The sequence below is a fragment of the Prosthecobacter vanneervenii genome (genome assembly GCF_014203095.1).
Lineage (GTDB): Bacteria > Verrucomicrobiota > Verrucomicrobiia > Verrucomicrobiales > Verrucomicrobiaceae > Prosthecobacter > Prosthecobacter vanneervenii.
The window spans coordinates 46,051-63,236 of sequence record NZ_JACHIG010000008.1 but is presented as its reverse complement, the minus strand read 5'-3'; the positions used below and the strand labels follow the sequence as shown (position 1 = coordinate 63,236).

Here is a 17,186-nt window from a genome sequence, read left to right as displayed (position 1 = left end):
GCCAACCATTTCCACCAACCGAACGACTGAACATGATTCGCTTCTTCAACTGGTTTAACAATCTCTATCCCATGTGGCTCGTGAGCCTTGCGGTTCTCGCCTTCTTCAAGCCGCAGACCATGCTGTGGTTTGACAAGCCATGGATCTTTTGGTCTCTCGCGGCCTCTATGCTTGGCATGGGGCTGACGTTGAGCGTGGATGATTTCAAAGCCATCGCGCGCATGCCGGGCAGTGTGGCGCTGGGGTTTGTGGCGCAGTACACCATCATGCCTCTTACCGGGTGGCTGGTGGCAAAGGTCTTGAATCTCGATCCCGGGCTCGCCGTGGGCATCATTCTCGTGGCCAGTTGTCCAGGAGGCATGGCGTCCAACATGATCAGCTACCTCGCGCGGGCGAATGTGGCGCTGTCTGTGGTGCTCACGCTGGCATCCACGCTGCTGGCCTTCTTTTTCACACCCATGTGGACCAGCACACTGGCTGGCAAATACGTCCCGGTGGATGCCTGGGGGCTGTGCCTTTCGGCCTTGCAACTCACGGTGGCACCCGTCGTGCTGGGGGTGCTCATTCGCTGGAAGATGCCACGCACGGCAGATCAGATCGGAGCCTGTGGTCCCACCATTGCGGTGCTGGCCTTCACCTTTGTCAGCGGGGGCATCGTGGCCGCCAGTGCCGATGCCATCTCGGCCCATTTTGGCCGGCTGGCCCTCGCGGCGTTTCTTTTGCACGTCATCGGTTTTGTGGTGGGCTACCTCGTGCCCAAGGTACTGCGTTATCCGGAATCTGTGGCCCGCACCGTGAGCATCGAGGTGGGCATGCAAAATGGGGGGATGGCCGCCTCGCTGGCGCGCGAGCACTTTCCCGCGCTGCCGCTGGCCGCCGCTGCTGCTGTCTTCAGCGGAGTGATGCAAAACATCGTGGGCGGCCTCATGGCCGCATGGTGGAAGCGCCGGACTCCGGATGCGTGATCATGAGCCGCCGAGACATCTATTACTGGAAATGTGATCGGCCTGCGGCGTTTCACGGCACGCAGGTGCGAGGTAGGGTGGATGCCGAAATGGAGCAGCAGCTTCGCGAGGCGCTGTTGCATCAGCTTAATGCGAAATCTGTGGTTTTGAGCGCGGGTGCAGGGCAGGGGAATCATCTCACCTGGAATGCCGAGGTGGACGGGACTGCGATGTTTATTCGTGTGGAAAACGGGCCTGAGAAAGACGGGCATCTGGCGGTGGAGTCCGAGTTGATGGAGCGAGTGCGCGCTGTCGGAGTGCACACGCCATGCGTGCATGCATGCGATGCCACACGCAGGCGGGTGTCTTTTGCGTGGCAGGCACTGGAGCGCATTCCAGCACTTGATCTGAACCACTGGTTCAAGCTCGGCAGCCTCGATGTTCCGAAAGTCGCTTTTGACATCGGGGCGGCGGTGGCGCGGTGGCAGCAGATTGTGTTTCCCGGATTTGGCGTGCTGGATGAGTCCCTGCAGGGCTGCCATGCGACGTATGCGGACTACTTCTACCTGCGGCTGGATCAGCATCTGGCCTTTCTTGTTTCAAGAGGCTTCCTTTCCGAGAAGCAGAGCGATGAAATTCTGGCAGAGATCGAAAGACATCGGGCTCTGCTAGATCTGAAAGTCGGCTGCCTGGTGCACAAGGACCTGGCTCTCTGGAACATCCTCGGTCAGGCCGACGCGATTGCCGCTTTTATTGATTTCGATGACGCCATCAGCGGCGATCCCATGGATGATCTCTCGCTGCTCGCCTGCTTTCATGATCACTTTTTTCTGCGGCGTGCTTTTGAGGGCTATCAGGGCCTGCGTGGACTGCCGGAAAATCATCTGCGGCGCTTCTGGCTGCATCTGCTGCGGAACATGATCGTCAAGGCGGTGATCCGTGTTGGCGCGGGGTACTTTGACCGTGACGACGGTTTCTTTCTGATCTCTTCGGGCACCAACGGGGGGACGCTGCGCGAATTTACCCACGCACGTCTGGCGCTGGCGCTGCGGGGCTTGCGCGAGGGCAGCGACATCGACATTCTTGAATCATGAAAACACACATCGGCACTTTTCTCTCCATCGGTTCTCCTGCGGTCACTGAGCTGGCGGCGGAGTGCGGCTTTGACTGGGTTTTGATCGACCTTGAGCATGGCTGTGAATCGGAGGCCGCGCTGCCGAACCAGCTCCGCGCGCTGCGCGGCAGCAACACGCTCGCGATTGTGCGAGTAAGCGCGCCGCATGCGGACCTCATCGGCCGTGTGCTGGACTGGGGCGCGCATGGGATCATGGTGCCGCATGTGAACACCGTGGAGGAGGCACGGCATTGTGTGGATACGGCCTATTATCCGCCGCGCGGCCACCGAGGTGTCTCGCGCACCGTGCGCACCTACGGCTACGGCATGCGGCTGCCGGAGGGCGAGATGCCCAAGCCGATCATTCTGGCGCAGATCGAGACGGCATCAGCGGTGGATCAGGCAGGCGAGATTGCAGCAGTGGAAGGGATTGATGCCTTGTTCATCGGGCCTGCAGACCTCTCGTTTGATCTGAAGGCGCAGAAGGCTGCGCGCAGCTACGATGAGTGTGTGGATGTGATCGTCAAAGCCGCCCGAGATCACGGCAAAGGCTGCGGCATTCTGGTGCGCCATGCGGATGACAAGGAGAAGCTCAAGGCGCTGGGGTTCACCTGGATCGCCATGGATTCAGACCTCTCGCTCGTGCGTGAGGGGTTTAAAAAGAACCTGGCTGCGGCCCGGGCATGGTGAAATTGTCCGACTTTTCCCTGTGAATCGGCTTTTCCGGACTAATCTCGCGTCCCCATGAAAGCATCCCCTCAAATCACCTCCAAGATCGTCGAACTGTGCGAAGTCCTCGTGGCAGACAGCGAAGTGCAGAATGCCCGCGAAAAAGCGGAGGCGTTCCTGGCCGATGAAGCCGCCGTGTCTCTCTACCGCGAGATGGCCACGCTCGGCCGTGCCCTGCACCAGAAGCAGCATCATGGCGAAGAGCCCAGCGGAGAGGAAATCTCACGCTTCACCGAGCTTCAGGACCAGTGCGATGCGAACACCGCCATCCTGAGCTTTGTGGAAGCGCAGGACGTGCTGCGCAACATTGCCGAAGTGGTGAACGGCTACGTGGGCAAGAGTCTCGAGCGCGGCAAGGTGCCCACCGAGGCCGAAGTGTTTCCTCAGGGCTGCGGCGAAGGCTGCGGCTGCCATCACTAAGACACCGTCATGAAAGCGCCGGCCCTGCTTTTCGCGCTGCTGCTGTTCTGCGCCTCGTCCTTTGCGGGCGAGGCCAAAACGGTGAAGCTCCTGACCATTGGCAACAGCTTCTCGGCCAATGCCACCCATTACTTGGGAGATCTGGCGAAAGCAGGCGGGCACAAGCTGGTGCACCAGCCGCTGGTCATCGGCGGGGCCTCATTCCAGGTGCATGCTGAGAAGGCGCAAAAGCACGAGGCGGACGCCAAGGATAAAGCCGGACTTTACACCAGCGGTCGTGGCTTGAAGGAGAGCCTGGAACTGGACCGCTGGGACTATGTGACGATCCAGCAGGCGAGCATCAAGAGCCACGACTTTGCCACCTACCAGCCCCATGCCGGCTGGCTACGTGATTACGTGGCCAAGCACGCCCCGCAGGCCACACTGCTGGTGCATGAGACGTGGGAGTACCGCAAGGATGACCCGCGCTTTATCAAGCCTTCCACCGCTGCCGGAGAGCCCAAGACGCAGGAAGAGATGTACAAGGGTCTGCGTGCCGCCTACGACAAGATAGCGGCGGAGTTTCACGCGCGCATCATTCCGACGGGAGACGCCTTTCATCTGGCCGACACAGACAAGACCTGGGCATATCAAACCGACACCACCTTTGATCCGAAGACCGCCAAACAGCCCGCTTTGCCGGACCAGACTCATTCACTGCATGTCGGCTGGCGCTGGGCCAAGCCCAAGACCGGCGGTCCGGTGGCTCTGGGCATGGACGGCCACCATGCCAACACGGCAGGCGAGTATCTGGGCGCGTGCGTTTGGTATGAAGTGCTGTTTGGCGAAAGCGCCGTGGGCAGCAGCTTTATCCCGAAAGGGCTGGATGCCAGCTACGCCCGTTTTCTGCAGGAGACGGCTCATCGAGCCGTGGCCGCCCGCGTGAAATAATGATGTCCAAAAAAGCGGCGTGGTGTCCTTGTGGGAAACCATGACGCGCATCCTCGCTTTTCTTCTCACTCTCAGCCTTGTCGCGCGCAGTGCCACAGAGGCCGATGTCATTGTCTATGGAGCGACTCCAGGCGGCTTTTGCGCCGCCATTGCCGCCGCACGGGAAGGCGCCTCCGTGATCCTGCTGGAGCCCACGGACCATGTGGGCGGTGTAAACACGGGTGGGCTGTGTTTCAGCGACTCCAATCAAACAGTGCGCAGCACGGTGTTGGGTCTCTTTGAGGAATGGCATCTGCGCGTGGAGGCGGACTATCAGAAGCGCAGTGTGGCACTGCCCTACAAGGTGAGTGAGAAGGATCACAAGCCATGGACCTACGAGCCGCGTGTGGCGGCGGAGGTGACGAAAGCCATGCTGGATGAGGCAGGCGTGAAGGTGCTGACAAAGCAGGGGCTCAGCAAGGTGAGCAAGACAGGAGCACACATCACCAGCATCAAGACAAGAGACGGTGATTTCACGGCCAAGGTTTTCATCGACACCACCTATGAAGGCGACCTGATGGCTGCGGCAGGTGTGAGCTGGACCATCGGGCGTGAAGGAAGGAGTGAATTTGGCGAACCGCTGGCTGGAAAGCAGTACCCCAAGGCCAGGCTGGCCATCTCGGGAGTGGACGCGGAGGGCAGACAACTGCCGCTGATCACCACCAAGGATGCCGGCCCAGATGAAGCCGGTGACAAGAATGTCATGGTGTACAGCTTCCGGTTGTGCGTCACGAAAGATCCGGCCAACCGAGTGCCGTTTCCCCGGCCTGCCAGCTATGATCCGGCGCGGTTTGAGGTGGTGAGGCGCTACTACACCCAGGAGAAAAGACCCCATCTGCTTTGGGATCTTTATCCGCTGCCGGGAAACAAATTTGATGCGAACAACGGCATCGGGAAGCAGTTTTCCATGGGGCTCGTGGGCGCGTGCAATGGCTGGAGCGAGGCGGATGAGGAAGGGCGTGCGAAAATCTGGGAGGCGCACAAGCAGTACACTCTGGAGCTCTATCATTTCCTCAGCACCGACCCGGCAGTGCCTGAGCCGCTGCGGCAGCAAATGAGCGAGCTGGGCCTGTGCCGTGATGAGTTTGCCGAATACGGCAATTGGTCGCCGCAGCTCTACGTGCGCGAGGGGCGGCGCATGGTGGGCGAGTATGTGCTGAGCCAGAAGGACATCATGGATGAGCCGAAGAAGGAGGATCCGATTGTCGTGTCATCCTTCCCCATCGATTCGCACGACTGCCAGCGTGTGGGGACCCAGGACATGGTGGTGGATGAAGGAACCATCCTGCCCGTGCGCATGGCGGGCCGCAGGCATGGCTACCCCTACCATGTGCCATACCGGGCCATCACCCCCAAGGCGGCAGAGTGCGACAATCTGCTCGTGCCCGTGGCCCTGTCCTGCACGCATGTGGGCATTTCCTCCATCCGTGTGGAGCCCACATGGATGATCCTCGGGCAGAGTGCGGGCATCGCCGCTGCGCTGACTGCGAAGCAGGGGCTCACGGTGCAAAGGCTGCCCTATCCTGCGCTGCGTGAGCGGCTGCTGGCGCAGAAGCAGGTGCTGGATCTGCCGGTGCTGCCTGAGGTGAGGCCGGAGCCGCAGGGCGCGATGAGCATCGATCCCAAAACTCTGCCGGGCATCGTGCTCGATGACACGCAGGCCGAACTCCAGGGCCAGTGGAGCCATTCCTCGGGATTCAAGCCGCACATCGGCACCGGCTATCTGCATGACGAGAAACGTGGCGACGGTCAATCGGCAGCCATCTTCCGCTGCAAGGTGCCCAAGGCCGGGCGCTATGAGCTGCGCATGGCCTATTCACCCCATGAGACGCGTGCCACGAAGGTGCCCGTGACGGTAGAGTGTGGTGGGCGTAAGACCGAGCTGACTGTGGACCAGACTCAGCCGCTGGCAGCAGGCGAGGCGTTCCGCAGCATCGGCCATGTGGAACTGGATACTGCGGCTGAAACGGTCATTACCATCCGCAATGCACGCACCGATGGGTTCGTGATTCTGGATGCACTGCAACTTATCGACGCTAACAAATGACCCACCAGCCATGAAGTCACTCTTTCTCACCCTTTTGCTCTGTTCCGCTCATGTCAGCGCGGCGGATTCCATCACCTCTGACATCGTGGTTTACAGCGGTGTTCCCTGCGGTATTGCCGCCTCCATCATGGCGGCGCGGGAAGGCGCGAAGGTGGTCCTCATTGAGCCGACGAAACACGTCGGCGGCCTGAGCACCAGCGGAATCAACACCGCCGAGAGCGAGCACATGCTGAAATGGACCATCGGCGGCTTCGCGGATGAATTTTACCGTCGCCTGGGAGCCGTCTATCAGATCGACGGGCCGGAATATTTCTTTGAATCCAGCGTGGCTGAAAAAATCTATCTCGACATGCTGCGTGAAGCGGGCGTGCAAGTGCGCTTTAGCGCTTCGGTGGATGCGGTGGCCAAAGACGGCGCACGCATCACTTCAATAACGCTCACCGATGGCACCCAGTTGAAGGCGAAAGTGTTTATTGATGCAGGCTATGAGGGGGACCTGATGGCGCGTGCCGGAGTGAAATATGCCGTGGGGAGGGAGTCGAAGGCGGAATTTGGAGAAGAGGCTGCGGGAGTGCGCTTTGACAAAACACCGCGTCAGGCACGGACAGTGGATGAGGCCGGCAAGCTGCTGCCCGGCATCAGCGCGTGGGCCAAGGATTTGCATGAGGGCGACGCTCATCGTGCTCCGATGAACTACAATTTCCGTCTTACCGTGGCTAAGGACCCCAAGCTGCAGGTGCCCATTCCCGCACCGCGGCATTACGGCGCAAAACGTTATGCTCTTCTCGCAGGTTGGTTTCGCGATCAGGCACAGCAGAAAAAGCCGGTGAAGCTCGCGGACATTCTGGACCTCTACAAACGGCGCAATGGCAAATTCGAGCTGAACAACAAGCAATCCGCCATTTACTCCCTGGGACATTTCGGCGGTCAGTTTGACTGGCCCGATGCCAGCTACGCACAGCGCGCGCTCATTTATCAGGACCACATGGATTACACACTCGGCCTGCTGCACTTCCTGGCTTCAGACGAAGCCGTGCCGGCGAATGTGAGGGACGAAATGAAAGCCCTGGGGCTGCACAAAGAGGAATTCGCCGACAACGGCAACCTGCCTTATCAGCTCTACGTGCGTGAAGCACGGCGGATGCGCGGCGAGTATGTCGTGACACAGCAGGATGTGCAGGATGACCGTCGCAAGCCGGACAGCATTGGCATGAGCAGCCACTTTATCGACTGCCATCATGTGCAGCGCATGGCCTTGAATGAAAACGAGTTCGTCAATGAAGGGCGCATCTGGCGCATGGGCCATGCTTACCAGATACCTTATCGTGCGCTCACACCCAAGGCCGCCGAGTGCACGAACCTGCTGGTGCCTGGTGCAGCGAGCTACAGCCATGTGGCCTTCTGCACCCTGCGGCTGGAGAGCGTGTGGATGATCACCGGGCACGCGGCGGGTGTCGCCGCTGTGATGGCTCTGAAGGCCGATGCCGAGGTTCAGAAAGTGCCGCTGGCTCCTTTGCAGGACAAACTGCGCAGTCAGAAGCAGGTGGTCGATTTCGTTCCCGGCATGCCGGAAAAGTGCGAACACCTGAACGGCCCGCCGGAGTTTTGATATCTCCCCGATCTTTAAAAGTAAAACCGACCGACCCATCACCCCATGACCACACGCCGCCACTTCATCTCCTCCATCACCGCCGCGCTTGGCGGTTCTGTTTTTGCCGCAGACGGCAGGCCCAAGACCATTTTGCTGCAGTCAGCCTGGGACACGGTGAACATCGGAGACATCGGCCACACGCCAGGGACGCTGCGAGTTATTGAAGAGCACCTGCCGGAGGTGAAGGTGGTGCTGTGGGCCATGAAGCTGGACGAACGCGTTACCGCCATGCTCAAGAAGCGGTTCCCTAAAGTGGAGATTCTGCAAGGCAGCCTGACGGGCAAAGGTGAAAGAGATGAGACCTTGCGACAGGCGATTTCAAACTGCGACCTCTACATCCGCAATTCGGGCATGGGGCAGGACATCAGCTTCATGCAGTTCTGCCAGAAAGCGGGCAAGCCCTACGGTCTCTTTGGCCAGTCGTATTTTGCCAGCATGGTGGAGGGCAAGGGGGCGGAAGAACGCACCGCCCTGCTGAACAACGCCTCATTTATCTACACCCGAGAAACAAAGACGCTGAATATCCTAAAAAGCCATGGCATCAAGACGCCCGTGCTCGAGTTCGGTCCGGACGGCTGCTTTGGCATCGACGTGCGCGATGACGAGCGCGGGCTGGCGACCATGAAAAAGCTTGGGCTTGAGGAGCGCAAGTTCATCACGATCCAACTGCGCACCAACACCGCCAAGCTCCCCGGTGTGGACGATACCCGCACACCCAAGCTCAATCCGCTGCATCCCACACCCGAGCAGGTCGCTGATGATGAGCGGCGCGCGGCGAAGTATCGGGAACTCGTGACGATGTGGGTCAAGAAGACCGGGCACAAGGTCCTCATCGCTCCTGAAGTGAAGAAGGAAATGGGGCACAACAAGCGGCTTATCCATGATCTGCTGCCTCCTGAGATTCAAAAGCATGTGGTGAATCTGGAGGAGTTCTGGAACGCCGATGAGGCTGCCTCCATTTTTGCCCGGGCACACACCATTGTCTGTCACGAGCCGCACTCACCCATCATCGCGCTGGCCAATGGCACTCCGATCATCCACACCTACTCCGAGTTTCATTCCCCCAAATGCTGGATGTTCAAAGACATCGGCCTCGGAGACTGGCTGCTGGAGATGGACGAGACGCCGGTGGAGAAGATGGCCGAGACGCTGTTTGCCATTGATGCCGACTACCCCGCCGCGCAGGCCAAGGTGAAGAAGGCCATGGCTTATGTGAATGAATGCTTTGGCAAATCCATGCAGCATGTGAAGGGCGTTTTGGCCAAAGCTAGATGAATAGGGCGGCAAAAAGGAAAAGCAGCAGCCGTTTACACGCCATGTCTTCGATTTCCCGCCGTGTCTTCATCCAGCGCAGCACCCTGTGCCTCGCCGGCTTCGGGGGTGGCAGACTTCTCGCTGCTGATGCCGAAGCCAGGCCGCTGTTCCGTGCGGGCCTGATGACAGATCTGCATTATGCGGACAAAGAGCCCACCAAAACCCGCTTTTACCGCGAGGCCCTGGCCAAGCTGGATGAAGCGGTGGATTTCATGAATCGCGAAAGACCTGCGCTGGTGGTGGAGCTGGGCGATTTCATTGATCAGGCGGACTCGGTGGAACGTGAAATCGAGTGGCTGAAAACGATGGAGTCACATTTCGCGAAGCTGACCATGCCCAGGCATTATGTGCTGGGAAATCACTGCGTCGGCACATTGACGAAGCAGGAGTTTGCCGCCAACACGAAAGCGTCCGGGGGGCATGCGGCTTTTGAAGAAAAGGGCGTGACCTTTCTGATCCTCGATGCCTGCTTTCGTGAAGACGGCACTCCGTATGGAAGAAAGAACTTCAACTGGCAGGATGCCAATCTCCCCAAGGCTGAGCTTGAGTGGCTGGACAGCGCGCTGAAAAAAGCTGGCGGCCCGGTGGTGGTCTTTGCCCATCAACGGCTCGACTTGGACAAGGCGCACGCCGTGCGCAATGCCGCCGAAGTGCGTGCACTGCTAGAGAAGTCCGGCAAGGTGCTCGCGGTCTTTCAAGGGCACTCGCACAAAAATGACTACCAGCAGATCGCTGGAATCCACTACACCACGCTCGTGGCCATGGTGGAGGGCAGCGGCTTGGAAAACAGCGGCTATTCCCTGCTCGATGTCATGGCTGACGGGTCGCTCCGTTTGAATGGATATCGCAGGCAGGCAAACCGCACCTTGAACCACGCATGAAGCACCTCTTCTTTTTTCTACTGCTCACCAGCATCGCTTCTGCAGTGGAGCCCGGCTTTGAATCCCTCTTTGACGGGAAGACGCTCAACGGCTGGAAAAATGACGGCAACTGGGCGGTGGAGAACGGCGAGATCGCGCGTGTGAAGCGCGGCGGCCCGCTCACGTATGAGAAAGCCACGGTGCCGGATGATTTTGAGCTGCGCTTTGACTGGAAAGTCTCCAAAGGCTGCAACAGCGGCGTGTATTACCGGCCAGGTCAGTATGAGTATCAGCTGCTGGACAATGCCAACAGCTCCTATGGCGAGAATCCGCGTTCATGTGCGGCGGCGCTGTACTTCTGCATGGCTCCGACCAAGGATGTGGTGAAGCCTTTCGAGCAGTGGAACGAGGCTCGCATCATCTGCAAGGGCAGCGTCATTCAGCACTGGCTGAACGGCGAGAAGGTGGTGGATTTTGACTATGCCGATCCGCGTTGGAGCGAGGCGGTCAAGCTGGTGAGCTATCGCGGCACCGACCTGACCAAGCGAGGCGGTCATCTCTGGCTGCAGGACCACGGCGCGCCGGTTTGGTTTCGCAACCTGCGCTGGCGTGCCATTCCTGCCGATGAGCCGCTCGTCAGTGAGAATCTGACTCCCATGCCCGTGCCTGAAGCTGCGCTGAGAAAAGAGCAGGCGCGCATTCAGGAGCTGCTGAATGCGAAGGCAAAGCAGGCATGGAAGCATGAGGAGCTGAAACGTTTCAAGGCCGAGGAGGCGCATCAGGGCGTGGCGGTGGATGACACGCATTTTTATGCGATCACGAATTCAGCCATTGGCAAATACCGCAAAGACAACGGCGAGCGTGTCGGCGGATGGCAGGAGGAGAAAGGCGGACACCTCAAGCATCTGAACGCAGGCGTCGTGCTGGATGGCAGGCTCTACTCCGCGCATTCAAACTATCCTGAGATGCCCATGAAAAGCTCCGTGGAAGTCTGGGATCCCAAGACGATGCAGCATCTGGAGTCGATCGATCTCACGACCGCACACGGTTCTCTGACCTGGGTGGATCGTCGGGATGGCGTGTGGTATGCCTGCTTTGCGCAATATGCGAAAACCGGTGATCCCGCAAAAACGAAAGTCGTTACCTTTGACGCTCAGTGGAAGAAGCTCGGCGAGCTGAGGTTCCCACGCCCGTTGGTGCTGAAGTTTGGCAAAAACAGCAGCTCAGGCGGAAGCTTTGGCCCGCAGGGCCATCTCTTCATCACAGGCCATGACGCTCAGGAGCTCTACGTGCTGGATCTGCCAGCCCAGGGCGATGTGCTGGGCTGGCAGACCGCCATCCCGATCAGCGCCCACGGGCAGGCCTTTGCCTGGGATCGCAGCCAGGAGGGCGTGCTGTATTCCATCGACCGCAAGACTCACGAGGTGATCGTGTCGCAAGTACGCTAACGCTTGCACATTCAGTCCTGCGGCTTCGCCCCTGGGAACCATTCGGTGTGCTGATCTCCCTGCCTACCGTAATAGGTCACACGCCGTCCGCGCAGAAATGCGATGTAGCCCTGCACTCCCGCCTGCATGGCACGAATGCTGAAGTCGCGGTAGTGCTGGTTCTTCTGCTGGCTGTCGAGAATGTTGGCGCGGAGTGCCGGGGCATCAAAATCTTCCGACACCGCAGGAAGAGCTTCATAAGAAAGAGGCGTGGTGAAGACGCCGCCGGAACCGTCGTGGAAGCTTTTTTGCAGGGCCAGGTAATCGACATGGTAGGATTCGACCCCGGCCTCCACGAGCATGGCAACGATTTGAGGAAACGGAGTGCCTCCAGCGAGGGTGGCGTTGGCGGCGGCGCTGATGAGAGTGGTGTTCATGAGGATAGATGTGGTTTTGTACCGCCCACAAAACATGGGCGTCCTCTTGTCTGACAGCGCTGGCGACGAGCTGTGACAGTTCGCCGCCATTCTTTTCACTCAACGCTAAAACCGGACTGCTGCACAAGGCTTCGCAGTCTCGCGGCCAGATCGGGGCCGGTCAGCATGGGCTGCGCCCGGTAGAGTTCCGCATGCTCGCGGTCCATGCCCTCAAGTTCGCTCAGGAGAGCAGCGCTTTGCTGCCGCACTGAATGGATGCGGTCCTTGGTAAACTGGAGGTTGGCCGGGTCCAGCCATCCTGCACGCATGAAGCCGCTGGCTTTGCGCGCACAGCGGCAGGGGTTGGCGCGGTTCACCAGTCCGCACTTGTCGTGCATGAACTGATATAAATCCTGCCGGGCACGTGAAAGAAGCTGGCGGAAATTGGCTGGCGTCACCTCCAAGGCTGCCGCCGCAGTCTCGCTGGATTCGCCAAAGACCTCTCCCAGGATGAAGGCCAGCCGCTGTCGGCGCTCCAGGCACATCAGCATGGCGGTGATGCACCCCAGCCTGGCCTCCTCCACCAGCAGATGCGTCTCGACCGGCAAAGCTTTGGAGTCCGGCAGTTCTTCATCCTGGACGCCCTCCAGAGAGGCCGCCATGTCGGTGAAAGTCATCGACTTCTCCTCCATCTCTGATTTTCGCACATTGAGCAGGTGATTGACCGCGATGCGATGCAGCCAGGTGCTGAACTTGCTCCGTCCCTCAAAGCTGCCGAGGTGGGTCACGGCCTTGATTAAAATCTCCTGGGCGGCATCCTCGGCCACGTCGCGACGCCACACCATGCGCAGGGCTAGATTGAAAACCCAGGACTGGTGATTGCGCACCAGGGTGTCCAGCGCTGTCATGTCTCCATTCTGGGCCCGCAAAACCAGCGTCTCATCATTTTCCACCATCATGAAGTATGAGGTGCGAACGCGGCGCTTTTCAAGGCCGCTTCATCACGCCGGCTGTAGCAGGGCCTGCGTTCCTTCTTCCCAGGCCAGTGCCCAGTCTCGCAGAGACTTCAGCACAGGGCGGAGTGCCAGGCCTTTGTCAGTGAGTTCATAGGCCATGCGCTTGCCCCCATCCGAGGCCGGCACCTGGCGGATGATGTCTGCGGTCAGCAGTCGCTCCAGGCGCTCGCTGAGGATGTTGGTGGGGATGCCCTCGGGAGAGCTGATGAAGTCTTTGAAGCGGTTACGGCCCAGAATGAGATCGCGGATGACCAGCAGCGTCCAGCGGTCGCCCAACAGGTCCAGTGCGCAGGACACCGGGCAGGGAGAGCGGCGGGAAGAAGGCGGAGCTTTGCTGGGCGGGCCTTTATGCATGCAGAAGGATGCTTTCAAAAGCTTGCATTTCAAAAGTAAAATACTTGCATAATGCAAGCAAAGTGAAATCATGACCGCGCATGACCTCATCTGTACAACCTGAACTGGCCCCACCCGGCGCGGGACTGCCTCTGCCCGAACTCTGGATCGCGAGGCTGCTGTTCGCCATGAGACGACTGCGAGGCAGCCGCGAAACCTTCCTAACCAAGTTTGAGCAGGAGCGGGCTGCGATCCGTGCGCTGGTGGCCTCGTGTACTGAGGGAATGCGTGGCAGGCAGGTGCTCATTGAGCGCCCTCGCGGGTTGGAGGATAGCAGCCGCAACTGGTCGGTGTGGATGACATTGGACCATCTGCGCATCACCAACACGGCTCTCATCCGTGTCATCACGGCGCTGACTCAAGGCCAGGTGCCGCCTGGCAAGGCGAGCACGGCGGCGGTCAAGCCCTCCATCACAGTGACAGCAGCCGTGGAGGCAGAGTTTGAACGCTCCTGCGATGGCGTCCTGGCCGTGATCGCCGGAGCATCCGATTTGAAAACGGCGGTGTGTTTTGCCCATCCGTGGTTCGGCCCGCTGGATGCCTTTGGCTGGGCGGCCATGGCGGGCACTCATATGGGTGTTCATCGGGTGCAGATGCAAAACATCGTGGCAGAGTTGAACCGATGAAGCAGCCGCTCTCGCTCACCACCGATCCCATTCCACATCTTGTCTGGCGCATCGCGCTGCCCATGAGCGTGGGCATGTTTTTCAACACCATGTTCAACGTGGTGGACACCCTGTGCGCAGGCTGGCTGGGCACGGAGTCACTGGCTGCGCTGTCGCTTTCTTTTCCGCTCTACTTCGTGGTGTTTGCCACCGGCAGCGGCATCAGCCAGGGGACCACCGCGCTGCTGGCAAACGCGTTGGGAGCTGGAGGCAAGGCCGAGGCCCGGCAGGTGTTTGCACAGTCGCTGCTGTTTGCCACGACTGCGGGGCTGCTGCTTTCCTCCATTGGCTGGCTGGTGGCTCCCTCGCTGTTCCGCCTGCTCGGTGCGGAGGGGGCCTATCTGCACACGGTGCTGGCCTACATGAATGTCATCCTCGGCGGCGGAGTGTTCTTTCTGCTGCCCATGATCCTGAACTCTGCTCTGTCCGCACAGGGCACCACGTGGGTGTATCGCAATTTCTTGATCGCGGGCTTTGCGGCCAATGTCGTGCTCAACCCCGTGCTGATGTGGGGCTGGGGCGGGCTGCCAGCCATGGGGGTGGCGGGCATCGCGCTGGCCACGGTGCTGGTGCAGATGGGTGGTGCGGTCTTTCTGTGGTCGCATGCCAGCAGGACAGATTTCGGCCACGGGTTGAAACTGCACGACTTCAGACCAGACGCGCGCACGCTGAGGCGGATCGCCGGGCAGGCGGTGCCTGCGGCACTGAACATGCTGACCATCGCAATGGGTGTGTTTGTCATCACCTGGTTTGTGAAACACTTTGGCAAGGAGGCGGTGGCGGCGGTGGGCATCGCCACACGCATCGAGCAGATCGTGCTCATGCCGGCCATCGGCCTGAATGCCGCGGTGCTGAGCATCGTGGGCCAGAGCCACGGGGCAGGGCTGCCGCAGCGCGTGCGCGAGGCCTGGATGACGAATGTCAAAATCGGCGCAGGCCTCATGCTCGTGGGCGGATTCCTCGTCTGGCTGCTGCGCGGGTACGCCATGCGGCTCTTCACCCAGGATGAAATCGTCATCGGCCACGGACGCGACTACCTGCTCGCGGCATCGCTTACGCTTGCGGCCTATCCGATCCTGTTTGTCACCGTGTTTGCCATGCAGGGCATCAAGCGGCCGTCTTATGGACTGTGGATGGGCATCTACCGTCAGTTTGCGGCGCCGGTGCTGGTGTTCCACACCCTCGCCTTTGCGCTGAGCTGGGGGCTGTGGGGAGTCTGGTGGGGCATCTGCATCGTCAACTGGAGTGGCGCATTGTTTGCGCTCGCATGGGGTGCAAAAAAGTTTTGAGGCATTTCTGTCGCAGCAGTTTATCAGCCCCGGATTGACAAATTCCCGCCACCGGCGACGCATCTGGCATGTCCGCCAAACCTGATCCCGCCACGCTACCCTGCAGTCCTCTCGAGGAAACCGCCGGCCTGAAATACTTCCCGCGCATGTTGGGCAAGATCCGCCTGCACGCCGCCGGTAGACTGTGGGAGGATCTCCATGCCAATCTAGGAAAGGGAAGTGACGGCACCTGCTGTGGATTTCTGCACGTGGACTATGATGCCCTGAAAGCCCGTGTGCTGGAAGGTGGCACAGATGCGGAAATTCTGGAATGGTGCGAGCAACATGGGCGTCAGCTTAATGACACCGACAAGCTCGTGTGGAGCCATTATGTGCTGAAGCTCGGCATCAATGATCACATCACTCCTATTCTCGCGAAGCGGAAAGCCGATGGTGGACTGGGGGATCGTGACGACATTCAGACCATCACGCACTACATCGATGTGGATGAAGGAAGGCTGCCCTGAATGAGCGGAGAGTCTTCACCGTCAGTGTCATTTTGGCAGAGCGTGCGGCAGTCGCTGCGCGGAGAGGAGCACGACTACACCGCGCTGCCGCTGAATCGTGCCGTCATCCTGCTGGCGGTGCCCATGGTGCTGGAGATGATCATGGAGTCCCTCTTCGCCGTGGCGGATGTTTACTGGGTCTCACGGATCGGGAAGGAGGCTGTGGCCGTGGTAGGCCTCACCGAATCGGTGATGACACTCATCTATGCTGTGGCTATTGGCATTTCCATCGCGGCCACCGCTATTGTGTCGCGCCGCATCGGTGAAAAGGAGCCGGAGCTCGCCTCACAGGCGGCAGGGCAGATCGTTCTGCTGGGCGTGCTGCTGGCGGCCGCGCTGGGCATGGCGCTCGGCTTTTTCGCCCCGGAAATTCTGAGGCTGATGGGAGCGGAAGATGACATCGTGACACTCGGATCAGGCTTTGCCCGCATGATGCTGGGCGGCAATGCCACCGTATTTTTGATCTTCCTCATCAATGCCATCTTCCGTGGCGCGGGAGATGCCGTCATCGCCATGCGCACGCTGTGGCTGGCGAATGCGCTGAACATCGTCCTGGGTCCGTGCTTCATCTTTGGCTGGGGGCCTTTTCCAGAGTTGGGCGTCACTGGCGCGGCAGTGGCCACCAACATCGGCCGCGGCATCGGTGTGCTGTATCAGCTCTGGCATCTGGCGGGGCATCACAGCCGGGTGAAAGTGCGATGGGCACATTTCAAGCCGGAGCGGGAGGTGATCAGCTCAGTGCTGCGCAAGTCCGGCAGCGGCATTGTACAGCTTCTCATCAGCACCACGAGCTGGCTGGGTCTCTTTAAAATCCTCGCGCTTTTTGGCAGCGCCGCCCTGGCGGGTTACACGATCGCCATCCGCATCGTGATCTTTGCTCTCATGCCGGCCTGGGGTCTCGCAAACGCTGGCTCCACGCTGGTGGGTCAGAATCTCGGCGCTGGCAAGCCGGAGCGTGCCGAGGCGGCGGTCTGGATCGCCGTGAAGTTCGATGCCCTCGTCCTGAGCGTGATCGGTCTGGGTTTCGTTTTGTGCGCCAATCCGCTGATCCGGCTGTTCACCCTGGATCCTGAAGTGATGGCGTATGGCACCCAGGCTTTGTGGATCGTGAGCCTTGCCTTCCCGCTCTACGCCTGCGGCATGTGCTTTGAGGCTGCGTTCAATGGCTCCGGGGACACCTGGACCCCCGCGGGGCTGAATTTCCTGTGCCTGTGGCTCGGGCAGATTCCGATCGCCTGGGGCTTGGCAAAGTCCTTTGGCTGCGGTCCAGTGGGGGCTTTCATCGCTGTGCCGGTGGCTTACTCGCTTCTTGCTCTCAGCAGCTGGGGCCTCTTCAAACGCGGAAAGTGGAAGACACAGAAAGTCTGACCACCGCACGCCCATCCCG

General features: G+C 60.0%; 17 protein-coding genes. 14 read left to right on the top strand and 3 right to left on the bottom strand.

What is annotated here, in order from left to right:
* The first annotated feature begins 32 nt into the window (after positions 1-32).
* From HNQ65_RS17700 to HNQ65_RS17655, 10 genes are read left to right on the top strand one after another with little or no spacing between them, the layout of a single operon-like run.
* Positions 33-965: a bile acid:sodium symporter family protein gene (locus tag HNQ65_RS17700; RefSeq protein ID WP_184341387.1), complete on the top strand. Its 933-nt coding sequence runs from the start codon at positions 33-35 to the stop codon at positions 963-965.
* A gap of 2 nt (positions 966-967) precedes the next feature.
* Positions 968-2,038 (top strand): phosphotransferase family protein, encoded by a 1,071-nt coding sequence (locus tag HNQ65_RS17695; protein ID WP_184341385.1) that lies wholly within the window; start codon positions 968-970, stop codon positions 2,036-2,038.
* Positions 2,035-2,748: an HpcH/HpaI aldolase family protein gene (locus HNQ65_RS17690; RefSeq protein ID WP_184341383.1), complete on the top strand. Its 714-nt coding sequence runs from the start codon at positions 2,035-2,037 to the stop codon at positions 2,746-2,748. Before HNQ65_RS17695 ends, HNQ65_RS17690 begins: the two co-directional genes overlap by 4 nt.
* 54 nt (positions 2,749-2,802) lie before the next feature.
* A complete protein-coding gene (locus HNQ65_RS17685; protein ID WP_184341381.1) occupies positions 2,803-3,207 on the top strand; it encodes a YlbF family regulator in 405 nt (134 codons plus the stop codon).
* 9 nt (positions 3,208-3,216) lie between these two features.
* Positions 3,217-4,137: a DUF4886 domain-containing protein gene (locus HNQ65_RS17680; protein WP_184341379.1), complete on the top strand. Its 921-nt coding sequence runs from the start codon at positions 3,217-3,219 to the stop codon at positions 4,135-4,137.
* A gap of 40 nt (positions 4,138-4,177) precedes the next feature.
* The gene (locus HNQ65_RS17675) at positions 4,178-6,223 is read left to right on the top strand and encodes an FAD-dependent oxidoreductase (RefSeq protein ID WP_184341377.1); all 2,046 of its coding nucleotides are present in this window, start codon (positions 4,178-4,180) and stop codon (positions 6,221-6,223) included.
* Between the two features lie 10 nt (positions 6,224-6,233).
* Positions 6,234-7,832, top strand: a complete 1,599-nt coding sequence (locus HNQ65_RS17670) for an FAD-dependent oxidoreductase (RefSeq protein WP_184341375.1) — start codon at positions 6,234-6,236, stop codon at positions 7,830-7,832.
* Between the two features lie 45 nt (positions 7,833-7,877).
* A complete protein-coding gene (locus tag HNQ65_RS17665; protein ID WP_184341373.1) occupies positions 7,878-9,149 on the top strand; it encodes a polysaccharide pyruvyl transferase family protein in 1,272 nt (423 codons plus the stop codon).
* A 41-nt stretch (positions 9,150-9,190) separates the two neighbouring features.
* On the top strand, positions 9,191-10,069 hold the full coding sequence (locus HNQ65_RS17660) for a metallophosphoesterase (RefSeq protein ID WP_184341371.1): 879 nt from the start codon (positions 9,191-9,193) through the stop codon (positions 10,067-10,069).
* Entirely contained in the window at positions 10,066-11,496 is a 1,431-nt protein-coding gene (locus tag HNQ65_RS17655) for a 3-keto-disaccharide hydrolase (protein WP_184341369.1), read from the top strand. The genes HNQ65_RS17660 and HNQ65_RS17655 overlap by 4 nt, the downstream gene beginning before the upstream one ends.
* An 11-nt stretch (positions 11,497-11,507) precedes the next feature.
* On the opposite strand, the gene HNQ65_RS17650 is transcribed toward HNQ65_RS17655, so the two are convergent.
* The 3 genes from HNQ65_RS17650 to HNQ65_RS17640 all read right to left on the bottom strand — a co-directional run bounded on the left by HNQ65_RS17650 (position 11,508) and on the right by HNQ65_RS17640 (position 13,261).
* Positions 11,508-11,912 carry a DUF1398 domain-containing protein gene (locus HNQ65_RS17650; RefSeq protein ID WP_184341367.1) on the bottom strand — a complete coding sequence of 135 codons (405 nt, stop codon included), beginning with the start codon at positions 11,910-11,912 and terminating at the stop codon, positions 11,508-11,510.
* A gap of 95 nt (positions 11,913-12,007) precedes the next feature.
* Complete coding sequence (locus HNQ65_RS17645) at positions 12,008-12,850, bottom strand: RNA polymerase sigma factor (RefSeq protein WP_184341365.1); 843 nt, start codon at positions 12,848-12,850, stop codon at positions 12,008-12,010.
* Between the two features lie 42 nt (positions 12,851-12,892).
* Positions 12,893-13,261, bottom strand: a complete 369-nt coding sequence (locus tag HNQ65_RS17640; protein WP_184341363.1) for a winged helix-turn-helix transcriptional regulator — start codon at positions 13,259-13,261, stop codon at positions 12,893-12,895.
* Between the two features lie 80 nt (positions 13,262-13,341).
* Here HNQ65_RS17640 and HNQ65_RS17635 point away from each other — a divergent pair, with 80 nt between their 5' ends.
* The 4 genes from HNQ65_RS17635 (at position 13,342) to HNQ65_RS17620 (ending at position 17,167) form a co-directional block, all read left to right on the top strand.
* On the top strand, positions 13,342-13,926 hold the full coding sequence (locus HNQ65_RS17635) for a DinB family protein (protein ID WP_184341361.1): 585 nt from the start codon (positions 13,342-13,344) through the stop codon (positions 13,924-13,926).
* Positions 13,923-15,254, top strand: coding sequence for an MATE family efflux transporter (locus HNQ65_RS17630; protein ID WP_184341359.1), 1,332 nt, complete (start codon positions 13,923-13,925; stop codon positions 15,252-15,254). The genes HNQ65_RS17635 and HNQ65_RS17630 overlap by 4 nt, the downstream gene beginning before the upstream one ends.
* 68 nt (positions 15,255-15,322) lie before the next feature.
* The gene (locus HNQ65_RS17625) at positions 15,323-15,760 is read left to right on the top strand and encodes a DUF5069 domain-containing protein (RefSeq protein WP_184341357.1); all 438 of its coding nucleotides are present in this window, start codon (positions 15,323-15,325) and stop codon (positions 15,758-15,760) included.
* A gap of 24 nt (positions 15,761-15,784) precedes the next feature.
* Positions 15,785-17,167: an MATE family efflux transporter gene (locus HNQ65_RS17620; RefSeq protein ID WP_221306206.1), complete on the top strand. Its 1,383-nt coding sequence runs from the start codon at positions 15,785-15,787 to the stop codon at positions 17,165-17,167.
* Positions 17,168-17,186: the final 19 nt, after the last annotated feature.